This is a genomic window from Pseudomonas sp. Irchel 3H7, assembly GCF_900187605.1.
Lineage (GTDB): Bacteria > Pseudomonadota > Gammaproteobacteria > Pseudomonadales > Pseudomonadaceae > Aquipseudomonas.
In genome coordinates, this window is record NZ_FYEA01000001.1 from 420,446 (window position 1) to 442,859 (window position 22,414).

Consider the following 22,414-nt stretch of genomic DNA (forward strand, 5'->3'; position numbering starts at 1 on the left):
GGAACGGGTCCGCCCCCTGCAACAACGCACTTTTACGTTCCCAAACAAAACCACAAAGACGGAGAACGATATGCACATTAAAAAGCTCGTGCTCGCAATGGCCATCGGCGCAGTTCTGTCGGCGTCTACGGTCCTCATTCCGGACAGTGTGTCCGGGGTGTCCAGTGCTTATGCCAAGGATGGTGGGAGTGGTGGTGGAGGCAGTGGGGGCGGTAGCGGAGGGGGCGGCGGCGGAAGTGGAGGCGGAAGTGGAGGCGGAGGCGGAGGAAGTGGCGGGGGCGGCGGCGGTCACGGTGGCAGCGGTGGCAGTGGTGGAAATGGTGGTGGCAGTGGTGGAAATGGTGGGGGCGGAGGCAGTCACGGCGGGGGCGGCAACAGTGGTAGTGGCGGTGGCAACAGTGGCCACAGCGGCAGCGATCACGGCTCGGGGCACTCGGGCGACAGCGGCTCATCCGGTCGCAGCGGCGCCCATGCTGAAGCAGGAGATGACCATGGCGTCCACCGCGCTGGTGAAGTCGGTGATGACCACGGGGTCCACCGCGCGGGCGAAGTCGGTGATGATCGTGGCGTGCATGCTGCAGGCGAAGTCGGCGATGATCGTGGCGTACATGTCGGCGGCGAGCCGGGCGATGACAAGCGCGCCAACTGATCCATCCTGAAAACACCACACCCCCTGTGGGAGCTGGCTTGCCAGCGATGAGGCCGGGTCAGGCAAAATTGTATTGCCTGACACACCGCCATCGCTGGCAAGCCAGCTCCCACAGGGTTTTGTGGCGTTTACATATTCCGCAGACAACCATAATCCCAATGTAGGAGTGAGCCTGCTCGCGATAGCGGTCATTCTGACACTGAAGCTGTGACAGACAGAATGCTATCGCGAGCAGGCTCACTCCTACAGTTTGATTTGCGTACGGCTCAGAGGGCGACGTGGCTCTCGTTCAGGCGTTCACGCAAAAACTCGACCAACGCCTGCACCGGTCTCGAGGCCTGGCGATGCTGTGGGTAAACGGCTGAAAGTGTCAGCGGTTCCGGCCGCAAATCATCCAGCACCGGCACCAGCCGGCCATCCTTCAACGCCGCGCCGACAATGAACGTCGGCAGATAAGTAATGCCCATCCCCTGCACCGCCGCATCCCTGAGCAACTCGCCGTTGTTCACGCGCATACGCCCGGTGACGTTGACCAACACAGGCTTGCCCTGCCCCGCATTGAACCGCCACTGCACCGAACGCCCATGCCCATACGGCAGGCAGTCATGGCTGTGCAGGTCTTCGGGTTGCTGCGGCGTGCCGCGCTCGGCGAGGTACGCCGGGCTGGCGCAGTACACCCGCTCGATCGACGCGATACGCCGGGCAATTAGCGTCGAGTCTTCCAGTACGCCAATGCGCAGCGCCAGATCGTAGCCCTCACCGAGCAAATCCACCGGGCGGTCACTCAAATCCACCTCGACCGTGACCTCGCGATAGCGCTGCAAAAACATCGGCAGCAGACACCCCAGATGCGCCACGGCAAACGACAGCGGCGCACTCAGGCGAATCGTCCCGCGTGGCTCGGCGGTCTGCCCGGCGATGCCCTGCTCCACTTGCTCGACTTCGCCCAACAGGCGCAACGCCGATTCGTAATAACTCTGCCCCAGCGGTGTGACGTCGAGGCGCCGCGTCGAGCGGTTCAACAAGCGCACGCCGAGGCGCTCTTCCAGTTGCATCAAGCGCCGACTGACGAACTGCTTGGACAGGCCCAATTGATCGGCCGCTGAGGTGAAGCTGCCGGAGTCCATGACCTGGCAAAAAATACGCATGTCTTCGAACGGGTTCATTGTCACTCTCTGGTGGACAGTTAAACGCTTTATAGCCGCTTTTTCACTTTTCGGCAGCCCATTAATCTGTGCTCACGGTGTTGCTGAGGCCTGAACCCCAGCGCCACAGCAGCCCGCAACCCAGGCATAAAAATTCAAAAACATTCAAAAGGATTTCCACCATGAACATCGTCAAGAAAACCCTCACCGCGTCCCTCCTCGCCCTGTCCATCGGTAACGCCTTCGCCGCCGAAAACAGCGGTGTCGAACACAACACCCAAGCCTTCCTCAACGCCCTCGCCGCCGGTGGTGGCAAACCGCTGGAGCAACTGAGCCCGAAAGACGCCCGTGCGGTGCTGACCGGTGCGCAGGCTTCGGTAAAAGTGGACCTGTCCGGTGTTGAAGTCAGCGACAAGGCGATCAAGGTCGATGGTCAGACCATCAACCTGAAAGTGGTGCGGCCGGCCAAGGTCAAAGGCGAGTTGCCGGTGTTCATGTTCTTCCACGGTGGCGGCTGGGTGCTCGGTGATTTCCCGACCCACCAACGGCTGATTCGCGACTTGGTGGTGGGCTCTGGCGCCGTCGCGGTGTACGTCGATTACACGCCGTCGCCGGAAGCGCAGTACCCGACCGCGATCAACCAGGCTTACGCCGCAACCAAATGGGTGGCCGAGCACGGCAAAGATATCGGTGTCGACGGCAAGCGCCTGGCAGTAGCGGGCAACAGCGTCGGCGGCAACATGGCAGCGGTCGTGGCGTTGATGGCCAAGGAACAGAAAGCCCCGGCGCTGCGCTTCCAGTTGCTGATGTGGCCGGTGACCAACGCGCAGTTCGACGACGGTTCGTACCAGCAATTCGCCGAGGGCCACTTCCTCACCAAAGGCATGATGCAGTGGTTCTGGGACAACTACACCACCAACCCGGCCGAACGTGCGCAGATCCATGCCTCGCCGCTGAATGCCAGCGCCGAACAGCTCAAAGGCTTGCCCGCCGCCCTGGTGCAGACCGCCGAATTCGACGTGCTGCGTGACGAAGGCGAAGGTTATGCGCGGCACCTTGATGCGGCCGGTGTAGCGGTGACCTCGGTGCGCTACAACGGGATGATTCATGACTTCGGTTTGCTCAATCCGCTGAGTCAGATTCCTGAGGTGAAAGCGGCGGTGCGTCAGGCGGCGGCTGAGCTGAAAACTCATCTGAATCCATAACGGCAAAAGATCGCAGCCTGCGGCAGCTCCTACATTGGAATACGTTCTCCTGTAGGAGCCGCCGCAGGCTGCGATCTTTTCACTTGCAGACACCACGGAGCCAAGGTCATGACATTTTTCTACACCCACCTGCTGTCCTGGAGCGCCGCCCTGCTGTTGCTCGACGCCGTGCTCTGGCACTTCTCGCCCTTCACCCATCGTGCTCCGAGAGTCGCTGTGCGGCTGGTGCTGTTTCTGGCGTTCACGGCGCTGGTGATCAACGCCGGCGTCAGTCCGTTGCAAGCAGCACAATTTGCCGATGACCGCGTGGCGCAGTTGGGTGCGACGGCGTTGGGGATTCTCTGGTGGCTGTACGCGGCGCGGGTGCTGACCGAAGTCATCGGTTTGGCACTGATGCGCCGCATCGGCCACAGCGGTCGTTTGCTGCAGGACGTGATCGGCGCTCTGGTGTTTCTGGTCGCAACGGTCGCCGCGGCCGGTTACGTGCTGGAGTTGCCGGTGAAAGGTTTGCTGGCGACTTCGGGCGTGGTCGCCATCGTTGTCGGTCTGGCGCTGCAAAGCACCCTGGCTGACGTGTTTTCCGGGATCGTGCTCAACACCACCAAGCCGTATCAGGTGGATGATTTCGTGGTGATCGACGGCGTTGAAGGCAAAGTCTTCGACATCGACTGGCGCGCCACCCACCTGCTGACCAGCGCCGGGACCATGGCCGTGGTGCCGAACTCGGTCGCGGCCAAGGCGAAGATCGTCAACCTCAGTCGCCCGAACAACATGCATGGCGTGTCGATCAGCATTCAGGTACCGAATCACATCCGCCCGCGTCGGGTACTCGATGCGCTTGATCGCACCTTGCAGGGCAGCAGTTCTCTGTTGCTGACGCCAGCGCCGAAAGCCGTGTTGAAAGAGGCCGGTGAAACCATGTCGGAATACGTCGCCAGCGGCTTCATCGCCGAGCTCGGCAAGAAAAGCGAAGTGCGCAACCAACTGTTCGACCTCGCCCACCGGCATCTCGAAGCAGCCGGCATTTCGCGGCATCCGGACGGCGTGATCGAACCGTCGACCCGCGCCCGCGCGTTGCTCGATGAAGTGAAAATCTTCCGCTCGCTGAGCAGTGAGGAGCGTGATCGCCTGGCGGAATCGATGGTTGCGCAGCAATACACCGCAGGCCAGGTGGTGCTGGATCTGGATGAAGTGCCGGACAGTCTGTTCGTGATTGCCACCGGCGTCGTCAGTGCGACTGTGGCGGATGGCGACAGCAAGGTCGAGGCCGGGCGGATGGGGCCGAGTGAGGTCATGGGTGAACAGAGCATTCTGGCGGATACGCCGTCGCAGGCGACGTTCACGGCGTTGACGTCGAGCATCATTTATCGGCTCGACAAGAATCTCACTCGTGAGTGCATGGAACAGCGCACGGAGGTGGGCCGGGCGTTGAACAAGTTGCAGGCGGTGCGTCAGCAGAACAGTCGCCTCGCGTTGATGGCCAAGCCGGTGGCGGTGAGGAAAGGTGGGTTTTTGGGATGGTTGCAGAAGCGTTGAAAGCAAAAGATCGCAGCCTGCGGCAACTCCTACATGAGAACGCATGTAGGAGCTGCCGCAGGCTGCGATCTTTTGATCTTACTTGGCAGTGAACTTGGTATAGCTGTTGATCAGGTTGCGATAGTTAGGCAGACGCTCCGACAGCAGATGCGCCAAACCTTCCATGTCGTTGCGCCAGTCACCCTGCAGCTCGCACGCCACCGAGAACCAGTTCAGCAGGTGTGCACCCGCTGCCGACATCCGCGCCCATGCGGCTTGCTGCACGGTAGTGTTGAAGGTGCCCGACGAGTCGGTCACGACAAACACTTCGTAGCCTTCAGCAATCGCCGACAAGGTCGGGAACGCCACGCAAACGTCAGTCACCACACCAGCAATGATCAGTTGCTTGCGCCCGGTAGCCTTGATTGCTTTAACGAAATCTTCGTTGTCCCAGGCATTGATCTGCCCCGGGCGTTGAATGAACGGTGCATCCGGAAACTGCTCACGCAGTTCAGGGACGATCGGGCCGTTGGGACCTGCGTCGAAACTGGTGGTCAGAATGGTCGGCAGCTTGAAGAACTTGGCGATGTCGCCCAGCGCCAGCACGTTGTTCTTGAATTCGTTCGGGGTGAAATCCTGGACCAGCGAGATCAGACCGGTCTGGTGATCGACCAGCAGTACGACCGCATCATCTTTGTTCAGACGTGTGTAAGGAACGCTCATGGGAAAACTCCTGATGGACGGATGGATGAAGCGTTGAGCGCCGACCGGATGACCGGCGCTTCAGGGGAAATCAGAAAGCGAAGCAGGAGCAGCCGAACGCGCCCCAGAAACCGGCGAAGTCGCTGACCGGCGCGTTCGACATCCGCGCCTTTTCATGGCTGTGGGTGTGCACCGCGCACGGGCCGCTGCACTGGTGAACCTGCGCCTGCAACGGCGAATTCGGCCGCCAGTGGCCCGGGACTTTCACCACCGGCGACCAGTCCGGCAACACCGGAATCGAGCGCGGGCCGAGGTCTTCGAAGTCGCCGGCGGCGTAAACAATCTTGCCGCCGACCACGGTCATGACCGATTCGATCCACTTGATCGCTTCTTCCTCGACATGGAAGAAGTCCGCGCTCAGCGCCGCCAGATCCGCCAGTTGCCCGACCTTGATCTGGCCTTTCTTGCCCTGCTCCGAGGAGAACCAGGCGCTGCCGTGGGTGAACAGTTCCAGTGCGGTGGTGCGCGGCAGACCTTCTTCGTACAAGGCCAGACCGCCGACCGTGCGACCGCTGACCATCCAGTACAGCGAAGTCCACGGGTTGTAACTGGAAACGCGCGTGGCATCGGTGCCCGCACCGACCGGCACACCTTCGGCGAGCATGCGTTTGATCGGCGGGGTCGCCTCGGCGGCTTGTTTGCCGTAGCGGTCGACAAAGTATTCACCCTGGAACGCCATGCGATCCTGGATCGCGATGCCGCCGCCCAGCGCTTTCACCCGCTCGATGTTTTGCGGGGTGATGGTTTCGGCGTGGTCGAAGAACCACGGCAAGCCGTTGAACGGAATGTCACGGTTAACCTTCTCGAACACGTCGAGCATACGGCTGATCGATTCGTTGTAGGTCGCGTGCAAACGGAACGGCCAGCGCTGCTCGACCAGGTGGCGCACCACCGGCTCCAGCTCTTCTTCCATGGTCTGCGGCAGGTCCGGGCGTGGTTCGAGGAAGTCCTCGAAGTCCGCCGCCGAGAACACCAGCATCTCGCCGGCGCCATTGTGACGCAGGAAGTCGTCGCCCTGATGCAACTTGACGCTGCCGGTCCAGTTCTGGAAATCGCTCAGCTCTTCTTTCGGTTTCTGGGTGAACAGGTTGTAGGCGATGCGCACGGTCAACTGGTCGTCTTTGGCCAGTTGCTCAATCACCTGATAATCGTCCGGGTAGTTCTGGAAACCGCCGCCGGCATCGATCGCACTGGTCAGGCCGAGGCGATTGAGCTCGCGCATGAACTGGCGGGTCGAGTTGACCTGATATTCCAGCGGCAGCTTCGGCCCCTTGGCCAGCGTCGAGTAGAGAATCATCGCGTTAGGCCGCGCAACGAGCATGCCGGTCGGGTTGCCGTTGCTGTCGCGGACAATCTCGCCACCCGGCGGGTTCGGCGTGTCGCGGGTGTAACCGGCGACGCGCAGTGCGGCGCGATTGAGCAGCGCACGGTCATACAGGTGCAGGATGAACACCGGGGTGTCCGGCGCGGCCTGATTGATTTCTTCCAGAGTCGGCATGCGCTTTTCAGCGAACTGGAATTCGTTCCAGCCACCGACCACGCGCACCCATTGCGGGGTCGGCGTACGGTCAGCCTGATCCTTGAGCATGCGCAGCGCGTCGGCCAGCGACGGCACGCCTTCCCAGCGCAATTCGAGGTTGTAGTTCAAACCGCCACGGATCAGGTGCAAGTGCGAGTCGTTGAGACCCGGGATGACACAGCGGCCATGCATATCGACCACTTGCGTGTTCGGCCCGCGCAGGGCCATGGCCTGGTTGTCGTTGCCGACGACGACAAAGCGGCCGTCGGTGATGGCCACGGCACTGGCCAGCGGTTTGGTGCGGTCTACGGTATGAAACTGGCCATTGAATAAAATCAGATCGGCGCTCATCGCAGTTCCTCAAGCAAAGTGAAAAGGAGCGAACCTCGCGCGCTCAACGCGGCGAGGTGTCTTGGGAATCGAGGTGTTCATGGGCCTGGCTGGCTTCGAGCCATGGCGAAAACAAACGGGTGACCGGCGGCATCACCACGTACACCACCGACAGGACGATGGTCAGGGTGATCAGGAAAGTAGCGACCACATAGTTGGAAAGAAGCGGATGCAGCGCCAGCAGCGGCCCCCAGATCAGTGGCACGAGCAAGGTGTGCGGCAGAATCACCAGCAGCGTGACCACAGCTTGTTTCCAGCGCGGCGGCGGCGAAGCGGCATCGGCCAGTGGCGTAAACCAGAATTCATTGATTGGCGCGACTTCGGTCTGATCGCCATCAGCCAGCATTGGCGCCGCTTCGGCGACCAGCGCCTGACGCTGCGACGACTCAAGCCACCCCTGCATCGCTTCGGTGCTGCTGAAACGCAGCACACAGGTGTAGAAGTCGAGACGGCCGCGCTTGCCGCGCACCACGTCCACACCCAAATGCCCCTCACGCTGCCCCGCCACGCGGACGATATTGCGCAGCCAGGCCTCATATGCTGACTCGAAACCGGCCTTGACCCGGTGTTTGATGATCAACGTGACCGTCTCATCGGCCCCCGGTGACTGTGGATTGAGGACTTCAGGCATAACGCAACACTCCGGGCAAACGAACAGAAATCGCCAGCCGTCCCGGCCCGGCGATCAACACAGTGCTAAACAGGATCAGCAGCAACCAGCCGAACTGCCCCTCGGCCACACTCCATTGCGGATGCACGACCAGCAACGCCACCAGCAGCACAAAGAGAATAGGCACGCAGGCCAATCGTGCCAGTAACCCGGCGACGATCAGTAGTGGGCAGAGGACTTCGGCGAAGATCGCCAGGATCAAAGTGAGGTGAGATCCGAGGTGGAACGGGTCTTCGATCAGTTGCAGTTGCGCGGTGAAGTCGAGCAGCTTGGGCAAGCCGTGGACCCACAGCAGAAACAACCCGCCACTGACCCGCAGGAACAGCAAACCGATGTCGCGTGCCTGTTCATCTGTTGAGGCATTCATGACCCGACCCTTGAAATGTCATTGGCTGGAATCATGCCAATGATGGTCGGGAGGAAATTGGATGGGTGTGCTCAGTTCTTGCGATCAACCAGGTTGCCGGGAACGCCGAAGAACGCTGTGGGAGCTGGCTTGCCAGCGATAGCGGAGTGTCAGGCGACGTCGCTGTTGGCTGATCTGACGCCATCGCTGGCAAGCCAGCTCCCACAGGGTTTCTGAGCGCCCCAAGTTCCGCGTGGGAACGATCAATGGTCCGGGTTAGCCCGGTAACTCCAGGTTATCCAGCACCCGATTCACCGCCAGCTCACCGAGCATGATCAACTGCGCAATCCCCAACAACGCCCGGCGCTGCGGCGCGGGCAACAGGTGGGCGACGTCCTGGGCAATGGTCTTGGCCGAGGCGAGTGTTTCGCTGGCATCGGTCAGCAGTTCTTCGGCTTTGGTGTCGGCGGTTACGGCATACATGCCTCGGGTTCTGCGTGGCGGTGGCGTGGAGCCGGGTGGCAGGAGGTAATGGTCGAGGGCGCGGTCGGCGGCTTCGTGGAGTTTTCGGGAGTCGATGGATTCGTAGGGCGATGTGGGGTCGATGTCGGGCGGGTTGGGTGTGACTTTGAACATGGTGAATCTCCTTTTTAGAGCCGGGATCACCACGTCCTGTCGCTAAACAGGATGGGTGGCGACCGTATGCAGGTTAGCGAACCGGTAAAAAGGCAACCCGGTAGACCCAAAGGTCTCCCGCATACAGCCGCCATAGCGAAGTGCAGACGATAGCCTGCAACGAAGCATGGAGCGCTGATGCACTTTTTTTGGTCCGAGTCGCTAAACCCGATCGCTGAGTTTTCAGCGACCACCAAACGATAGAGACCCGACCACAAGCGCACAAGCCGGCGGATTCTGGCGTAGCTGTAGGCAACGGCGCAAGGATGCGTAGCCTGAAAGAGTGTCTGAGGGTGTTGCTTAAACGGCGATGTTTAAACCACCAACAACTCAGGGATCACGCCGTCCCAATGTGGGAGCGAGCTTGCTCGCGAAAGCGGTGTGTCATTCGAAGTATTTATCGACTGACACGACGCCTTCGCGAGCAAGCTCGCTCCCACAGGGGATCAGTGCTGTATTTGAGATTTGCGCAGGGATTCAGCTAGCCGGGATATCCAGCGGCGCCGCCATGAACTGGCTGATCCGCGCTCTGAGCCATTTTTCCGCCGGGTCGTTGTCATGCACCCCGCTCCAGGCCATCGACAATTGCGCTGCATCAATCGGGAATGGCGGATCTTCGGCACGCAAGGCACAACCTTCAACCAACGCGCAGGCGGCGTAATCCGGCACGGTGGCGATCATCTCGGTGCCGGCCAGCAAGGCGCGCAAGCCGCTGAATTGCGGCACGCCGAGGACGACGCGGCGGCTGCGTCCGACCTTGGCCAGGTCCATGTCGATGTTGCCGCTCAAGTCGCCGGAGAACGACACCATCGCGTGCGGCCGCTCGCAGTATTCGTCCAGCGTCAGCGGGCCTGGGCGGTCATCGCCGCGCAGGACTTTACAGGGAATGTCGCGCAGTTTTTTGCGCTTGGCGTTGGCCGGCAATTCAGTGGTGTAACTGACGCCTACGGAGATTTCCCCGGAGGCCAACAGTGCCGGCATCAGCAGGTAGTTGGCACGGCGCACGACCACGACAATCCCCGGCGCCTCTTGCTGAAGCTGGCGCAGCAGCGGTGGAAACAGGCCGAATTCGGCGTCATCCGACAGGCCGATGCGAAACACATCGCAACTGCTCGCCGGTTCGAACTCCTTGGCCCGGCTCACCGCACCAGAGATGACGTCCATCGCCGGCTGCAACTCCTTGAGAATCGCCAGCGCCCGCGCGGTCGGCTCCATGCCCCGACCGTTACGCAGCAGTAACGGATCGTCGAACAGATCGCGCAACCGGCCCAGCGCCGCGCTGACCGCAGGCTGACCCATGAACAGTTTTTCAGCGACGCGGGTCAGGTTCTTTTCGAACATCAGCGCTTCGAAAATCACCAGCAGGTTCATGTCGACGCGACGCAGATCGTTACGGTTCATGGGCATGTTTTCCTTTTCGGTGTCAGCTGTTTTTGCGGGTGGGCGCTGCGCACTTTACTCGATTAACGGCACCTTGGCCGCGCGCTTGTACGGACCGTATTCCACGGGCACCCACTGAAAGTGTTTGCCTTGCGCGGTGATGTGACCGATGCCCGGGAACGGCAGGTGCGCCGCCGTCACCCACGTCTTGCTGGCCACCGCCGCACTGAAGACTGCCTGACGCGCGTTGATCGCTTGCGCACTGTTGACATCAAAGCCGATGGACACTTCCGGATGCTCAAACTGTACAGCCAGGTTATGCACCAGATCCCCCATGAAAACGATGCTCTGATTCTGCGAGGTGAAACGGTAGGTAGTGCTGCCCGGCGTATGGCCGGCTTCGAGTGTCGCTTCGACTAATCCCGGCAACGGTGACTGGCCAGCGGCAAAAGTCTTGAAGCGCCCGGCGGCGACGTAGGCCGCGGTGGAGTCCTGGGCGATCTTGAAAAACTCTTTGGCGCCGGCCGGAGCTTTGGCCAGCGCGGCCGGATCGAGCCAGTAATCCGCTTCAGCCTTGGCCGCGTACACCGTGGCATTCGTGAACAACGCTTGTTTCTGTGCATCGACCAGACCACAGACATGATCGAGGTGCAGGTGCGTCAGCAAGATCGTATCGACCTGCTCTGGCTGGTAGCCGGCCGCCCGCATATTCGCCAGAAGCTGTCCGGCGGTGGCGCCAATGCATTGTCCGGCGCCGCTGTCGACCAGAATCAGTTGCTTGCCGGTATTGACCAGAAACGCATTGAACGCCGTCTGGACACCCGGGGTTTCAATCGAACGGCGTGCCAGCAGCGCACGAATCTGGCCCTGACTCATGCCCTGCAACAGCTTCGGTGACAGGTCGTTGTAACCATCGAACAACGCGGTGACCTCGTAATCCCCCAAGGCCAGGCGGAAATAGCCGGGCGCCTGAGTGCCCTGCTGTGGTGCCTGAGCCATGGCGCTGGACGTTACCAGCGCGAACGTCAGCGCCGCCGCTGCTTTAAAGATGCCATTCATTTGATTTCCCCTGGACCTGCCGATTGCGACGCCCCATCGGTTCGCCACGCTTGCAGTCATCGTGCCGCAAACAGCGGGGCGCAGACTTGCAGGGATGTGCTGAGTTCAGGTCAATGCGCGGGAATTAACAACGATTAACTCGTCAGCCTCCCGCCCTCGGCCAACAATGAAACCCTCTGCGCAGCGTTGTTTTTTTGACCTGAGGGGATGCGCCGACCGTGCATTCCCCATCGACACGGACTTTGGCCATGGCTCACTTACAGCACAGCGTCGCCCTCGCCCCGGCCAACGAACCACGCAAGACCGGCGTCGGCGGACTCAGTCCGCAACGTGAACGACAGGTCAAACAGCTGATCCTCGAACGCCTCGGCGAAAGCCTTGAGGTCACCGAACTGGCTCGCGCCTGTTCACTGTCGCGCAGCCATTTTTCCCGCGCCTTCAAGTGCAGCACCGGGCTGTCACCGCAGGACTGGATTCGCACCCAGCGCCTGGCGCGGGCCAAGCTGTTGATCCAGCACACCGACCTGAGCCTGACGCAAATCAGCCTGGAATGCGGCTTCTGCGATCAGGCGCATTTCTGCCATATGTTCACCCGCAGCGAAGGCATCAATCCGTTTGCCTGGCGCTGCCAGATCATGCGTGAACCCAAAGCTCACCGTGCACAGCCTGCCGTGTTTTGATCGCGGCCCCCGTTGCACTGACGCTCAAACCTGAGGATTATGCCGGGACACCCCGGATTAGAAGGCCTGCGCACGCGCCCGGCACTACTCCGCTCTGTCCGCCGCAGCACCGCAGGAGTGAGCTGTTGAGTCTTTCACCGAATCAGGCCCTCGGTTTTGGCCCTTATCGGATTCATCCCGGGCAACGTTTGGTACTCGAAGGCGAGCAGCCGTTGCGTCTGGGCCGACGGGCGATGGACATCCTCCTGATTCTGCTGGCGCATGCCGGCGAAGTGGTGAGCAAGCAACAATTGATGGCAGGGGTCTGGCCGGACACTGTCGTTGAAGACATCAACTTGCGTGTGCACATGGCGGCGCTGCGCAAGGCGCTCGGTGACGGTCAGGCCGGCCAGCGTTACATCATCACCGTGGCGCAGCGGGGTTACAGTTTCGTCGCACCGGTTTTGCTGAAATCCATGGAGGAGCGCCCTGTGGGCAATGCTGGCGGTCGACACAATCTGCCCTTGCGGCGCACGCGGATGATCGGCCGCCAGCCGCTGGTCGACAGCTTGATGACGCAACTGCCGCGCCAACGCTGCATCACCCTGGTCGGCCCCGGCGGGATCGGTAAAACCACGGTGGCCCTGCGGGTAGCCGAACAGTTGATCGGGCACTATCGCGACGGCATTCGTCTGGTGGATCTGGCACCTCTGAGCGATCCCCGGCTGATCTGTTCACACCTGGCCGCCCTGCTTGATCTGGCACTTCTCGAAGGCGACCCGCAGACAGCACTGGTCAAAGGCCTGCAACAACGGCAGATGCTGTTGTTGCTCGACAACTGCGAGCATTTGATCGATGCCGTCGCAGCGCTTAGTGAAAGCATTCTGCGTGGGGCGCCGCACGTGCATATCCTCGCCACCAGCCGCGAAAGTCTGCGGGCCGAAGGCGAGTACGTACAGCGTCTGGACTCCCTCGAATACCCACCGATGACGACGATGCTGGATCGTGAGCTAACGCTGAATTTTTCGGCGCTGCAGTTGTTCGTCGAACGAGCGACGGCCGCGCAGGAAAGCTTCGAACTGAACGATGCTCAGTTGCCACAGGCAATCGAGATCTGCCATCGGCTCGACGGCATTCCACTGGCATTGGAGCTGGCGGCCGCGCAGGTCACCGAGCTCGGACTGGATGGTCTGCTGAGCCAACTGCAAGGCCGTTTACCGCCGCTGGCAGCGGGCAATCAAAGCAGTCTGGAGCGTCATCTCACTCTGCGCGCAACGCTGGACTGGAGTTTCAATCTGCTCGATCGCTGCGAACAAACCTGCCTGCGTCGTCTGGGCGTGTTTCGTGGTGGTTTTACCCTCGAGTCGGCGGCAGCCGTTATCGTCGGTCAGCAGATCGACCCCGGCATGGTGTTTGTGTCGATCACGCAACTGGTGGCCAAATCCCTGCTCGCCGTCGAGGTCGGTGACGAGGACGTGTTCTACCGCTTGCTCGACACCACCCGACGTTACGCGCTGGAAAAACTCGATCACGCCGCCGAATGCGAGGAAACCCGCGAACGCCATGCCGAACGCTGTCTGGCGTTGATGCAGCAGGCGCAGAACGATTGGGAAAACACGCCGACCTTGTTATGGATCGATCGCTACGCCCGAGGGCTGGAAGATTTGCGCGCAGCGCTGGACTGGAGCCTGAACGGTGTCGGCCCTGGTGGTTTGGGGATTCGGCTGACGGCGGCGTCGGCACCCTTGTGGCAGGAGTTGTCGCTGCTCAAGGAGTACGGCGCCTATGTGCGCCGGGCGCTGAGCCTGTTTGATGAACTGCACGAACCCTGCCCGCGCCTGAAAGTCGCCCTCAAACTGGCCCTTGGCAGTGCCTGCTACCACACGTGGGGTGGCACGGCGGAAACCATCCAGGCCTTCGCCGAAGCCCGCCAGTTGGCCCACGAGCACGACGACGTTGCCGGACAATTGCGCGCAGTCTCCGGGCACATGGCGGTCAACCTCAGTTGCGGGCACTACCGCATGGCGCTGGCACAGAGCGAGCACTTCGACCGCCTCGGCCTGCACGGTGACCCGCTGTTGTCACTGAGTACCCACCGCTTGCGCGTATTGGCTCTGCATTATGCCGGCGACCAATTGCAGGCGCGCATCCACGCCGAACAGGTCCTCCAGCGCATGGCGCACAGCGGCCATGTCAACCGTTTCACTCATGGCTTTGGCGTGCAGTACGACCAGAGCGTCGCGTCGCTGACGGTGCTGGCACGGGTGTTGTGGATGCAGGGTCTGCCAGAGCAAGCGTGGCGCACAGCGCGGCAGGCACTGGACATTGCCGTGCAAATCGACCATGGCACTTCGATTTGCTACACCCTGGCGCTGGCCAGTTGCCTGATCGCTCATTACAACGGCGATCAGCAAAACGCCCGGGCGCTATTGCAGTTGCTGCTCGAGCAGTCGCAGAAACATTCGGTGCTGCTGTTCAACACTTGGGCGCGGCACTACGCGCAGGTGATCGAACCACAAGTCAGTGCGCCTGTGTCGACAGGCAGCGGCGGGCTGATCGGGGAAATCATGGTGACTCTGGATGACCGTTTTGTCGACGACGCACTGCTTGAGCGGGCGCTGAGTGGTGATGCGGGGTGGAGCACGGCGGAGATTCTGCGGGCTCGGGCGGATACGTTATTGAAGGGAGGGATGGTTTGTCTGGGCGGGCCTCTTCGCGAGCAGGCTCGCTCCCACACTGGTTCCGAGTACATCCAGAATTCCTGTGGGAGCGAGCTTGCTCGTGAAGGGGCCATTCAGGAAGCCGAAGCACTCCTGCAACAATCCCTGACCATCGCCCGCACTCAAGGCGCGCTCGCCTGGGAACTGCGCAGCGCCACTTCATTGGCGCAACTCTGGCAGCGTCAGTCACGCTGTCGCGAGGCGCTGGATTTGCTCAGTCCGATCTATCAACGTTTCACCGAGGGCTACGCGACCCCGGACCTGCGCAAGGTGCACTTGCTGATCGACGAATTACGCGAGGGCGCGCACGTCTGAAGCCCGGCGAATCCGCTTGATGTAACGTGCATGCCGGCGTTCAAGATCAATCCCCTCACCACTGCGCTCAAGTTCCGTGCGGGCATAGCATCGGATGGTATTGAGCATCCGGTACCGGCCTGCACTGGCGCCGCGTTCCAGTGACAGCCAAGACTTCTGCGCCAGGCCTTCGATGATCGCGGCCAACTCCGACACAGCCAGTCGCGGGCAACTGATCACCGCCAACGCAGCCTCCAGCGTAAACGCCAGTTTGAACACCGATAGGCGTTGCAGCACGCGTTGTTCCTGCTCACTCAAGCATTGATAGCTCCAGTCGAGTGCCGCCTGCATGGATTGGTGCCGCGCCACTGCAGTGCGCCGGCCATGGCTGAGTACTTGCAGGCCGTTGGCCATTTGCGCTTGCAAACCTACCAGCGCCAGCGCATCGATCTGCGCCGCCGCCAGTTCGATCGCCAGCGGCAAACCGTCGAGTTGACGACAGATCTCAAGCACGGCACTGACATCCTGCTCGCGCAAGCGGAAATCATGCTGTCGCGCCCGCGCACGGCTGACGAACAACTGCACCGAGGAATGTCCCATGGCTTCAGTGATGCAATTGGCTGCCGAGCGCTTCGGAATGGCCAGCGCTGGAACACGCTGCAGGGTTTCCAGACTGACCTGTAAGGCTTCACGACTGGTGGCGAGGATCGACAGTCGAGGCGCGGCTTCGAGCAACGTTTCAACCGCTAATCTGCAAGCATCGCGACGGTGGTCACAGTTATCCAGCAGCAGCAACGCATGGCGAGTCGACAGCCCGGTCAAATCGCTCTTCAGGGTGCGCAGCACATGGTCGAGCAGCGGCGTGTGGTCGTCGATCAAGCTCAGATCTACTTGCCATACACCGTCTCTGTAGTACTGCAAAAGCAGTTCCGCGACCCGCAGCGCCACGGTGGACTTACCTACGCCCGGCGCTCCGGTGATGGTCATCAACCGACACAGCGGCATTTGTCGCACCAACCCGCCAACCAGCGAGTCACGACCGGTGACCGAGGTCAGTCGCGCTGGCAAATTATGCTGGGGTGTCTGCAAGCCCTCGAAAACCACTTGCGCGGCGCTGTCGCAGCGGACCGGGGCGATAAAGCTGTAACCGCATTGTGGTACATGGACGATGTAACGCTGACCGTTCTCGCCGTCACCCAACGCTCGCCTGAGCGCCGCAATGTGCACGCGCAGGTTGATCTCCTCGACCACCGACGTCGGCCATACCAGCGCGATCAACTGCTCCTTTCTGACCACTCGACCGGCACGCTCGACCAGCACTTGCAGAATGTCCAGCGCGCGACCGCCCATGCGCAAGGGCCGATCTCCATCGAGTATCAGCCGTTGCCGCAGATGGAAGGCGTAAGGGCCGAAATGCAGCACCGACGCCGTGTTCAAATCGTTGAGGCTATCCATGCCAACTATCTTGGCAGCCTCAGATGACGCGACAACCGCTACACGAGGCGCAGCACGGACATCCGAGTGCGCCAGACGGACACAAGCGCTCTAGCTGAACTGTTCGCGGTATTGCGCGGGAGTCAGGCCGAGCTTTTCAGCGAACAGCGAACGCATGTGCCGCACACTGCCGAACCCACTTTTGTAAGCCACGGTTTTAAGCGGCAGATCACTGGTTTCCAGCAGATTGCGCGCGCAATCGATGCGCGCACTTTGCAGAAACTCCATCGGCGTCATGTGGATGTCGCGGGTGAACACCCGCGCAAAATGCCGCGCACTCATGTTGGCAATGGCGGCCATGCGCTCGACCGTAAAGGCTTCGTCGAGATGCTCCAGCACATAGCTTTGTGCGCGGGTGATCGGCGTTTCCTGTGGCGCCACGGCAGCCATCAGCGGACTGAACTGCGCTTGACCGCCCTGCCGCTTCATCACCACCAACAGGACTTTGGCGACATCCTGGGCGAGTTTTTTGCCGTGATCGCGGGCGATCACGGCCAGCGCCATATCGATGCCGGCAGTGACGCCACCCGAGGTGATCAGATTGCGATCCTCGACATAGATCTGATCGGTCGTGACATGGGCTTTGGGGAATCCTTTGATCAGGCGTTCGGTGTAGTTCCAGTGCGTGGTCACACGGTAGCCATCAAGTAATCCGGCATGCCCCAACACAAACGCGCCGGTGCAGATCGAACCGTAATATTCAACGCGCCGGACGGCGTCTTTGAGCCAGGCAAACAACGACGGAAACTGCTGGTTGTAGGCACCGGGGCCTCCCGGCACCAGCAGCAAATCATAACGTTCGGTGTCGCCGCCAATGGTCCGGTCCGCCTGCACCATCACACCATTGGAGGCCCGCAGCGGTCCATCTTCGGTGCCAAGCGTGATCAATTGATAATGCGCATCGGGTTTCAGATACCGATTGGCAACCGAAAAAACCTCCAATGGCCCGGCCATGTCGAGCAGGAGAAAGTCGGGGAACAGCACCATTGCCACGGTTTTCATGGGAGGACATCACTTCAATCAAAGAAACATGAGACAGGCCAGACATTATGGCCAACTGTAGCCGTTTGAGCGCAAAAGTTTTGTGTGACGGCTATCGCAAAACTGTCAACCTGAAAGGGACAGTCTTTCAATTTTCATCTACTTATTGCGCAATCCAGTAAACAGTAACCTTCTCCTCACTCGGACGAATTCACGTCCCGCAAGGAGATTTCATCATGCTGACTCTTCGCAAAGCCTCCGATCGTGGCCTCGCCAATCATGGCTGGTTGAAGTCCTTTCACACCTTTTCCTTCGCCAGCTATCGCAACCCTCGCGAACAGGGTTTTTCCGACCTGCTGGTGATTAACGATGACCGCGTTGCCGCGGGCAAAGGCTTCGGCCAGCACCCGCATCGCGACATGGAGATCTTTTCCTATGTGCTGGAAGGTGCGCTGGAACACAAGGACACGCTGGGCACCGGTTCGGTCATTCGTCCAGGCGACGTACAATTAATGAGCGCAGGCAGCGGCGTGGCGCACAGCGAGTTCAACCATTCAGCGATCAAACCGGTGCACTTCCTGCAGATCTGGATTGTGCCGGAGGTTGCCGGAGCCAAACCGCGCTATCAACAAGAGCATTTCAGCGCCGAGAAAAAACGCGGTCGCCTGCAGTTGATCATTTCGCCGGACGGCAAGCACGGTTCGCTCAAGGTGCGTCAGGATGCACGGGTCTTCGCCGGGCTGTTCGACGGCAAGGAAAGCGCCACACTGGAACTGGCTGCCAACCGCTATGCCTATGTGCATGTCGCGCGTGGCAGCGTTGAACTCAATGGCCAGCCATTGCACGAAGGTGACGGCGTGCGGGTTCGCGAAGAACAGTTGCTGACCTTGAGCAACGGTGTCGATGCCGAAGTGCTGGTGTTCGACCTGCGGCCGCAGGAATTGCCAGAGATGCCATGACGCGGTGTTTCAATGCTCACGAAAAACGGCCTTCTTTGAAGGCCGTTTTCTATTGTGCTGATTCGGGTGCTTGTTGCGAAGCAGGTCTGGGTGCGCCTATATCTTTACCTACCTGGATCGCCGCGAGTGTCGTCTGCAAGGTGGTTAACACCGCTGCCTGATTGGCGAAGTGCGCCCCCACGACGATGGTGATCATTCCGAGAAAATGGACGGCTGTTGTCGCCCAGTAATGCGCCTTCACTGTCGAGGCTTGTTTGATGGCTTCTTTTGAATCTTCGGCGATTTGTTGTACACCGTCCCACATCAAATCGTATCGTTTGTCCCTCTCCGCCTGAGTCAAAAGATAAGCATCGATTTTTGCCGACACACCCTCGAACCGAGCGTCCATCCTGGTCTCAATGGTTTCGATCCGGGCATTGAATTCTTCACGGCTTATTGCGTTCATGGCTTGAGTATTCCGGCTTTTACTCGATAGATCACTGATTGGATTTTGACTGAATTCCGAGGTTTTCAATTCGACACCTTCCTGGGTCTACATACCGTCCCTGGTATTAAATCGGTGAGTTTCCAACGCCTCTCACCGAGCTGAAGAAACGATAGGCCCCATCCAGAATGCTGACAAGCCGGGCGATTCTGCCTCTGGTGTAGGCCGTTTCGTCAGAGGTTGTAGCCCTGCCAAAACAGCATCTACCTATTCATTCTCCGACGCGAACACATCGACAATCTGCTCAATCACCGCCCTCACCCGCGCGGTGTGGCGCAGGTCCGCGTGGGTTACCAGCCATACCTCATACGGGAGCGGCGTAGTGCGCTCCGGCCATAGCCTGATCAAGCCATCGCGCTCACCCATGTATACCGGGATTTCTCCTACACCCAACCCTGCTGCAATCGAACGACGGACGAGCAAACTGGAACTGAGGCTGGCGACGATCCGACCGCGACTCAACGGCTCCGATACCAACGTCAGGTCCTTTTTGCCTTGCAGATACGGTTGATAAACCACCAGATCATGCCCCTCAAATGCCGTGCCCGGCGGCGGTACGCCATTGGCGTCTATATAGGCTTGAGAGGCGAACAGCCCCACTGGCCATCGGGCAATGCGCCGGGCGATCAGGTCAGGGTTGTCCGGCCGGGTGTTGCGCACCGCGATATCCGCCTCACGCTTGGCCAGGCTGAGAATCTGTGTGGACGCATCCAGTTGCACGCGCACGTGCGGGTGCTGCTCGTGCAAGCGGGCAATCGCCGGAATCAGAAAATCGATGGCCAGCGAATCCGTGGTGCTGACGCGCACCGTGCCAGTCAGACGATCGTCCAAGCCTTGAATCTGCCGCTCCAGCTCCAGCGCCGAATGCTCCATTTTCTCCACGCTTTTAAGCGCTGCTTCGCCGACCGCCGTCAACGCGTACCCGTCAGAGGTGCGCAGGAACAACGTCGCGCTCAGGGACTTTTCCAGTGCCGTGATGCGCCGCCCGACGGTTGCCTGATCCACCGCCAAAACCCTCGCTGCACCGCGCAGCGTCGATTCGCGGCAAACGGCAAGAAATACCCGTGCGTCATCCCAATTCATGCTGTCTCCAGGCGATGCAAATTCGCATCAGCGTGCCGCTTAATCGCTGCATTAACGCAGCAACGATAGCCGATATGCTGAACGCCATAAACCTTCCGCGAGATCGCTATCATGCGCACTTCAACCTCCACCGGCATCTGGCTGTCGATCTTCGCTGGCCTCTGCGCCAGCCTGGTCAGCATCGGACTGGCGCGTTTCGCTTACACCCCGTTGATCCCTTGGCTGATTGAGGCGCAGTGGTTCAGCGCCAATGATGTGGTCTACCTCGGAGCCGCCAATCTGGTGGGTTATCTGATCGGCGCCCTGCTCGGCCGGCCTGCAGCACGCCAACTCGGCAATAAAAATGCCTTGCGGCTGATGATGCTGGTGGTCACGGCGGCATTTTTTGCCTGCGCGTTTCCGTTGTCGGTGAGCTGGTTCTTCGGCTGGCGGCTGCTGTCCGGGATTGCCGGCGGCGCGATCATGGTTCTAGTGGCCGCGACAGTACTGCCGCATGTCCCGGCGGCGCGTAAAGGGCTGGCCAGTGGTGCGATTTTTCTGGGTATCGGTCTCGGCATTGCCGGTTCCGGGACACTGGTGCCACCGCTGTTGAGCCTTGGCTTGCAGGCAACGTGGCTGGGCCTGGGGGCTTTGGCCTTGTTGCTGACGGTGCTGAGCTGGTTTGCCTGGCCGTCTGATTTCCTGCACCCGGTCGTTGCGCAAGAAATAGTGCCCGTAGAACCAACACCGCGTGGTGTGTACTTGCTGTTCGCTCAATACGCTTTTATGGCAGCCGGCCTGGTGCCCGCCATGGTGTTTCTGGTGGATTACGTGGCGCGTGGACTCGGTGCCGGGGCGCATATCGGCGCGTTGATCTGGGTGATGTACGGCTTGGGCGCGATTGTCGGCCCGGTGAGTTATGGCTTTCTCGCCGATCAACTGGGCGCACGGTCCGGCATTCGTCTGGTGCTGGTGGTGCAGGCGATTGCCCTAGGACTGCTGGCGATCTCCCACTCGTTTCTCGCGCTGGCGTTGCTGGCGGTGATTCTCGGTTCATTTCCGCCGGGCATTGTGCCGCTGGCGCTGGCTCGGGTGCATGAATTGGTGCCGGAGCACCATCGCCAGCAAATCGCCTGGAGCCGTGCCACGGTGTCATTCGCCACGTTTCAGGCGCTGGCCGGGTTTGCCTATTCGGCGCTGTTCAATGCCAGCAGCGGGCATCACGCGTTGTTGTTCGTTATTGCCGCTGGCGCGATCGTCGTGGCGCTGCTGCTGGAGCAAGCCATGAAATGGCTGCCCGCCCCGGTTGAGCCGCGCTGCTGCGCAAATTGAAGGGAATCATTGCTTGCGCAGCACGCTCCCACTTACACAACTCAAGCCAAGAGGAATCGATATGTCCCTGCCCAGCGAAATGACCCGAATCGAAATCACCGAGCCCGGTGGACCCGAGGTCTTGCAACCCCGCCGCGTACCGCTGCCAGTCGCCGCAGAGGGCGAGGTGTTGATCCGCGTACACGCCGCCGGAATCAACCGGCCGGACGCCTTGCAGCGCGCCGGCAAATACCCGATGAAACCCGGCATGAACCCGATTCCCGGGCTGGAGGTCGCCGGTGAAGTCGTGGCGCTCGGGGCGGGTGTCAATCAGTTCGCCGTGGGCGACAAAGTCTGCGCGCTGACCAATGGCGGCGGTTATGCCGAATACTGCGCCGTCCCCGCCGGCCAGACCCTGCCGATTCCCGACGGCCTGGACTGGGTGCACGCCGCCGCGATCCCGGAAACCTTCTTTACCGTATGGGCCAACCTGTTCGGCCTCGGTGGCGCCAGCCGTGGTCAACGCGCATTGATTCATGGTGGCACCAGCGGCATCGGTACTACCGCACTGATGCTGTGCCGAGAATTCGGCATAGAAGCGTTTGCCACCGCCGGCAGCCCGGACAAATGCGCAGCGATCAGCAACCTTGGCGGCTTGCCGATCAACTATCGCGAGGAGGAGTTCGCCAAGGTCATCGCCGATAAAACCGCAGGCCAGGGCGTCAATGTGATCCTCGACATCATGGGCGGCTCGTATCTCAACGATAACGTCAGCGCTTTGGCGATGGATGGCCGTCTGGTCATGCTCGGTTTCCTCGGCGGCGCACGGGCCAACGACTTTGACCTGCTGGCAATGATGGCCAAACGCGCGGTGATCACCGGCTCCCTCTTGCGTGCCCGTACCGCTGCCGAAAAAGCCGCGATTGCCGATCAACTGCGCGAGCACGTATGGCCAGCACTGTCTGCCGGGCGCTGCCTGCCGATGATCGACAAGGTTTATTCACTCAACGACGCGGCTCAGGCTCACGCACACATGGAGGCTGGCGACCATATCGGCAAGATCGTGCTGCAGGTCGTGTAAGTCTTTGCAGCATTTGGTAATCGTTGCGCCGGGGCGGTGGTCGAAAAACTCACG

20 protein-coding genes are annotated in these 22,414 nt (G+C 60.6%); 8 read left to right on the plus strand and 12 right to left on the minus strand.

Annotated features, from left to right (window positions below):
* Window positions 1–70 precede the first annotated feature (70 nt).
* The gene (locus CKW38_RS30280; protein WP_095111649.1) at window positions 71–649 is read left to right on the plus strand and encodes a hypothetical protein; all 579 of its coding nucleotides are present in this window, start codon (window positions 71–73) and stop codon (window positions 647–649) included.
* Between the two features lie 266 nt (window positions 650–915).
* Here CKW38_RS30280 and CKW38_RS01915 read toward each other — a convergent pair whose 3' ends face one another.
* On the minus strand, window positions 916–1,815 hold the full coding sequence (locus CKW38_RS01915) for a LysR family transcriptional regulator (protein WP_007913544.1): 900 nt from the start codon (window positions 1,813–1,815) through the stop codon (window positions 916–918).
* Window positions 1,816–1,976: 161 nt separating this feature from the next.
* On the opposite strand from CKW38_RS01915, the gene CKW38_RS01920 reads away from it, so the two are divergent.
* Both CKW38_RS01920 and CKW38_RS01925 read left to right on the plus strand, forming a co-directional pair.
* Entirely contained in the window at window positions 1,977–2,999 is a 1,023-nt protein-coding gene (locus CKW38_RS01920; protein WP_095111650.1) for an alpha/beta hydrolase, read from the plus strand.
* Window positions 3,000–3,107: 108 nt separating this feature from the next.
* Window positions 3,108–4,535 carry a mechanosensitive ion channel family protein gene (locus CKW38_RS01925; protein ID WP_095111651.1) on the plus strand — a complete coding sequence of 476 codons (1,428 nt, stop codon included), beginning with the start codon at window positions 3,108–3,110 and terminating at the stop codon, window positions 4,533–4,535.
* A gap of 78 nt (window positions 4,536–4,613) precedes the next feature.
* Here the strand turns inward: CKW38_RS01925 and ycaC are convergent, their stop codons facing one another.
* The 7 genes from ycaC to CKW38_RS01960 form a co-directional block, all read right to left on the minus strand.
* Window positions 4,614–5,237, minus strand: a complete 624-nt coding sequence (gene ycaC / locus CKW38_RS01930; protein ID WP_007913541.1) for an isochorismate family cysteine hydrolase YcaC — start codon at window positions 5,235–5,237, stop codon at window positions 4,614–4,616.
* Window positions 5,238–5,307: 70 nt separating this feature from the next.
* Window positions 5,308–7,146, minus strand: coding sequence for an amidohydrolase (locus CKW38_RS01935; protein ID WP_016987824.1), 1,839 nt, complete (start codon window positions 7,144–7,146; stop codon window positions 5,308–5,310).
* A gap of 43 nt (window positions 7,147–7,189) precedes the next feature.
* Window positions 7,190–7,816: an antibiotic biosynthesis monooxygenase gene (locus tag CKW38_RS01940; protein ID WP_095111652.1), complete on the minus strand. Its 627-nt coding sequence runs from the start codon at window positions 7,814–7,816 to the stop codon at window positions 7,190–7,192.
* Window positions 7,809–8,222, minus strand: coding sequence for a DoxX family protein (locus CKW38_RS01945; RefSeq protein ID WP_007913538.1), 414 nt, complete (start codon window positions 8,220–8,222; stop codon window positions 7,809–7,811). Before CKW38_RS01945 ends, CKW38_RS01940 begins: the two co-directional genes overlap by 8 nt.
* A 255-nt stretch (window positions 8,223–8,477) precedes the next feature.
* A complete protein-coding gene (locus CKW38_RS01950) occupies window positions 8,478–8,837 on the minus strand; it encodes a DUF6124 family protein (RefSeq protein ID WP_095111653.1) in 360 nt (119 codons plus the stop codon).
* A gap of 516 nt (window positions 8,838–9,353) precedes the next feature.
* Window positions 9,354–10,277, minus strand: coding sequence for a LysR family transcriptional regulator (locus CKW38_RS01955; RefSeq protein WP_095111654.1), 924 nt, complete (start codon window positions 10,275–10,277; stop codon window positions 9,354–9,356).
* 54 nt (window positions 10,278–10,331) lie between these two features.
* Window positions 10,332–11,315, minus strand: coding sequence for an MBL fold metallo-hydrolase (locus CKW38_RS01960; RefSeq protein ID WP_095111655.1), 984 nt, complete (start codon window positions 11,313–11,315; stop codon window positions 10,332–10,334).
* A gap of 248 nt (window positions 11,316–11,563) precedes the next feature.
* Here CKW38_RS01960 and CKW38_RS01965 point away from each other — a divergent pair, with 248 nt between their 5' ends.
* Both CKW38_RS01965 and CKW38_RS01970 read left to right on the plus strand, forming a co-directional pair.
* On the plus strand, window positions 11,564–11,995 hold the full coding sequence (locus CKW38_RS01965; protein ID WP_007913516.1) for a helix-turn-helix domain-containing protein: 432 nt from the start codon (window positions 11,564–11,566) through the stop codon (window positions 11,993–11,995).
* A 125-nt stretch (window positions 11,996–12,120) separates the two neighbouring features.
* Complete coding sequence (locus CKW38_RS01970) at window positions 12,121–15,009, plus strand: winged helix-turn-helix domain-containing protein (RefSeq protein ID WP_095111656.1); 2,889 nt, start codon at window positions 12,121–12,123, stop codon at window positions 15,007–15,009.
* On the opposite strand, the gene CKW38_RS01975 is transcribed toward CKW38_RS01970, so the two are convergent.
* Window positions 14,986–16,443: a winged helix-turn-helix domain-containing protein gene (locus CKW38_RS01975; protein WP_095111657.1), complete on the minus strand. Its 1,458-nt coding sequence runs from the start codon at window positions 16,441–16,443 to the stop codon at window positions 14,986–14,988. The two genes, CKW38_RS01970 and CKW38_RS01975, sit on opposite strands and share 24 nt — an antisense overlap.
* Window positions 16,444–16,533: 90 nt before the next feature.
* Window positions 16,534–17,484, minus strand: a complete 951-nt coding sequence (locus CKW38_RS01980; RefSeq protein ID WP_007913509.1) for a GlxA family transcriptional regulator — start codon at window positions 17,482–17,484, stop codon at window positions 16,534–16,536.
* Between the two features lie 215 nt (window positions 17,485–17,699).
* Here CKW38_RS01980 and CKW38_RS01985 point away from each other — a divergent pair, with 215 nt between their 5' ends.
* On the plus strand, window positions 17,700–18,422 hold the full coding sequence (locus CKW38_RS01985; RefSeq protein WP_007913508.1) for a pirin family protein: 723 nt from the start codon (window positions 17,700–17,702) through the stop codon (window positions 18,420–18,422).
* A gap of 49 nt (window positions 18,423–18,471) precedes the next feature.
* On the opposite strand, the gene CKW38_RS01990 is transcribed toward CKW38_RS01985, so the two are convergent.
* Window positions 18,472–18,936 (minus strand): hypothetical protein, encoded by a 465-nt coding sequence (locus tag CKW38_RS01990; RefSeq protein WP_238539533.1) that lies wholly within the window; start codon window positions 18,934–18,936, stop codon window positions 18,472–18,474.
* 177 nt (window positions 18,937–19,113) lie between these two features.
* Window positions 19,114–19,989, minus strand: a complete 876-nt coding sequence (locus tag CKW38_RS01995; RefSeq protein WP_007913506.1) for a LysR family transcriptional regulator — start codon at window positions 19,987–19,989, stop codon at window positions 19,114–19,116.
* 111 nt (window positions 19,990–20,100) lie between these two features.
* Between CKW38_RS01995 and CKW38_RS02000 the strand changes: the two genes are divergently transcribed.
* Both CKW38_RS02000 and CKW38_RS02005 read left to right on the plus strand, forming a co-directional pair.
* The gene (locus CKW38_RS02000) at window positions 20,101–21,300 is read left to right on the plus strand and encodes a YbfB/YjiJ family MFS transporter (protein WP_095111658.1); all 1,200 of its coding nucleotides are present in this window, start codon (window positions 20,101–20,103) and stop codon (window positions 21,298–21,300) included.
* A gap of 61 nt (window positions 21,301–21,361) precedes the next feature.
* Window positions 21,362–22,360, plus strand: coding sequence for an NAD(P)H-quinone oxidoreductase (locus CKW38_RS02005; RefSeq protein ID WP_095111659.1), 999 nt, complete (start codon window positions 21,362–21,364; stop codon window positions 22,358–22,360).
* Window positions 22,361–22,414: the final 54 nt, after the last annotated feature.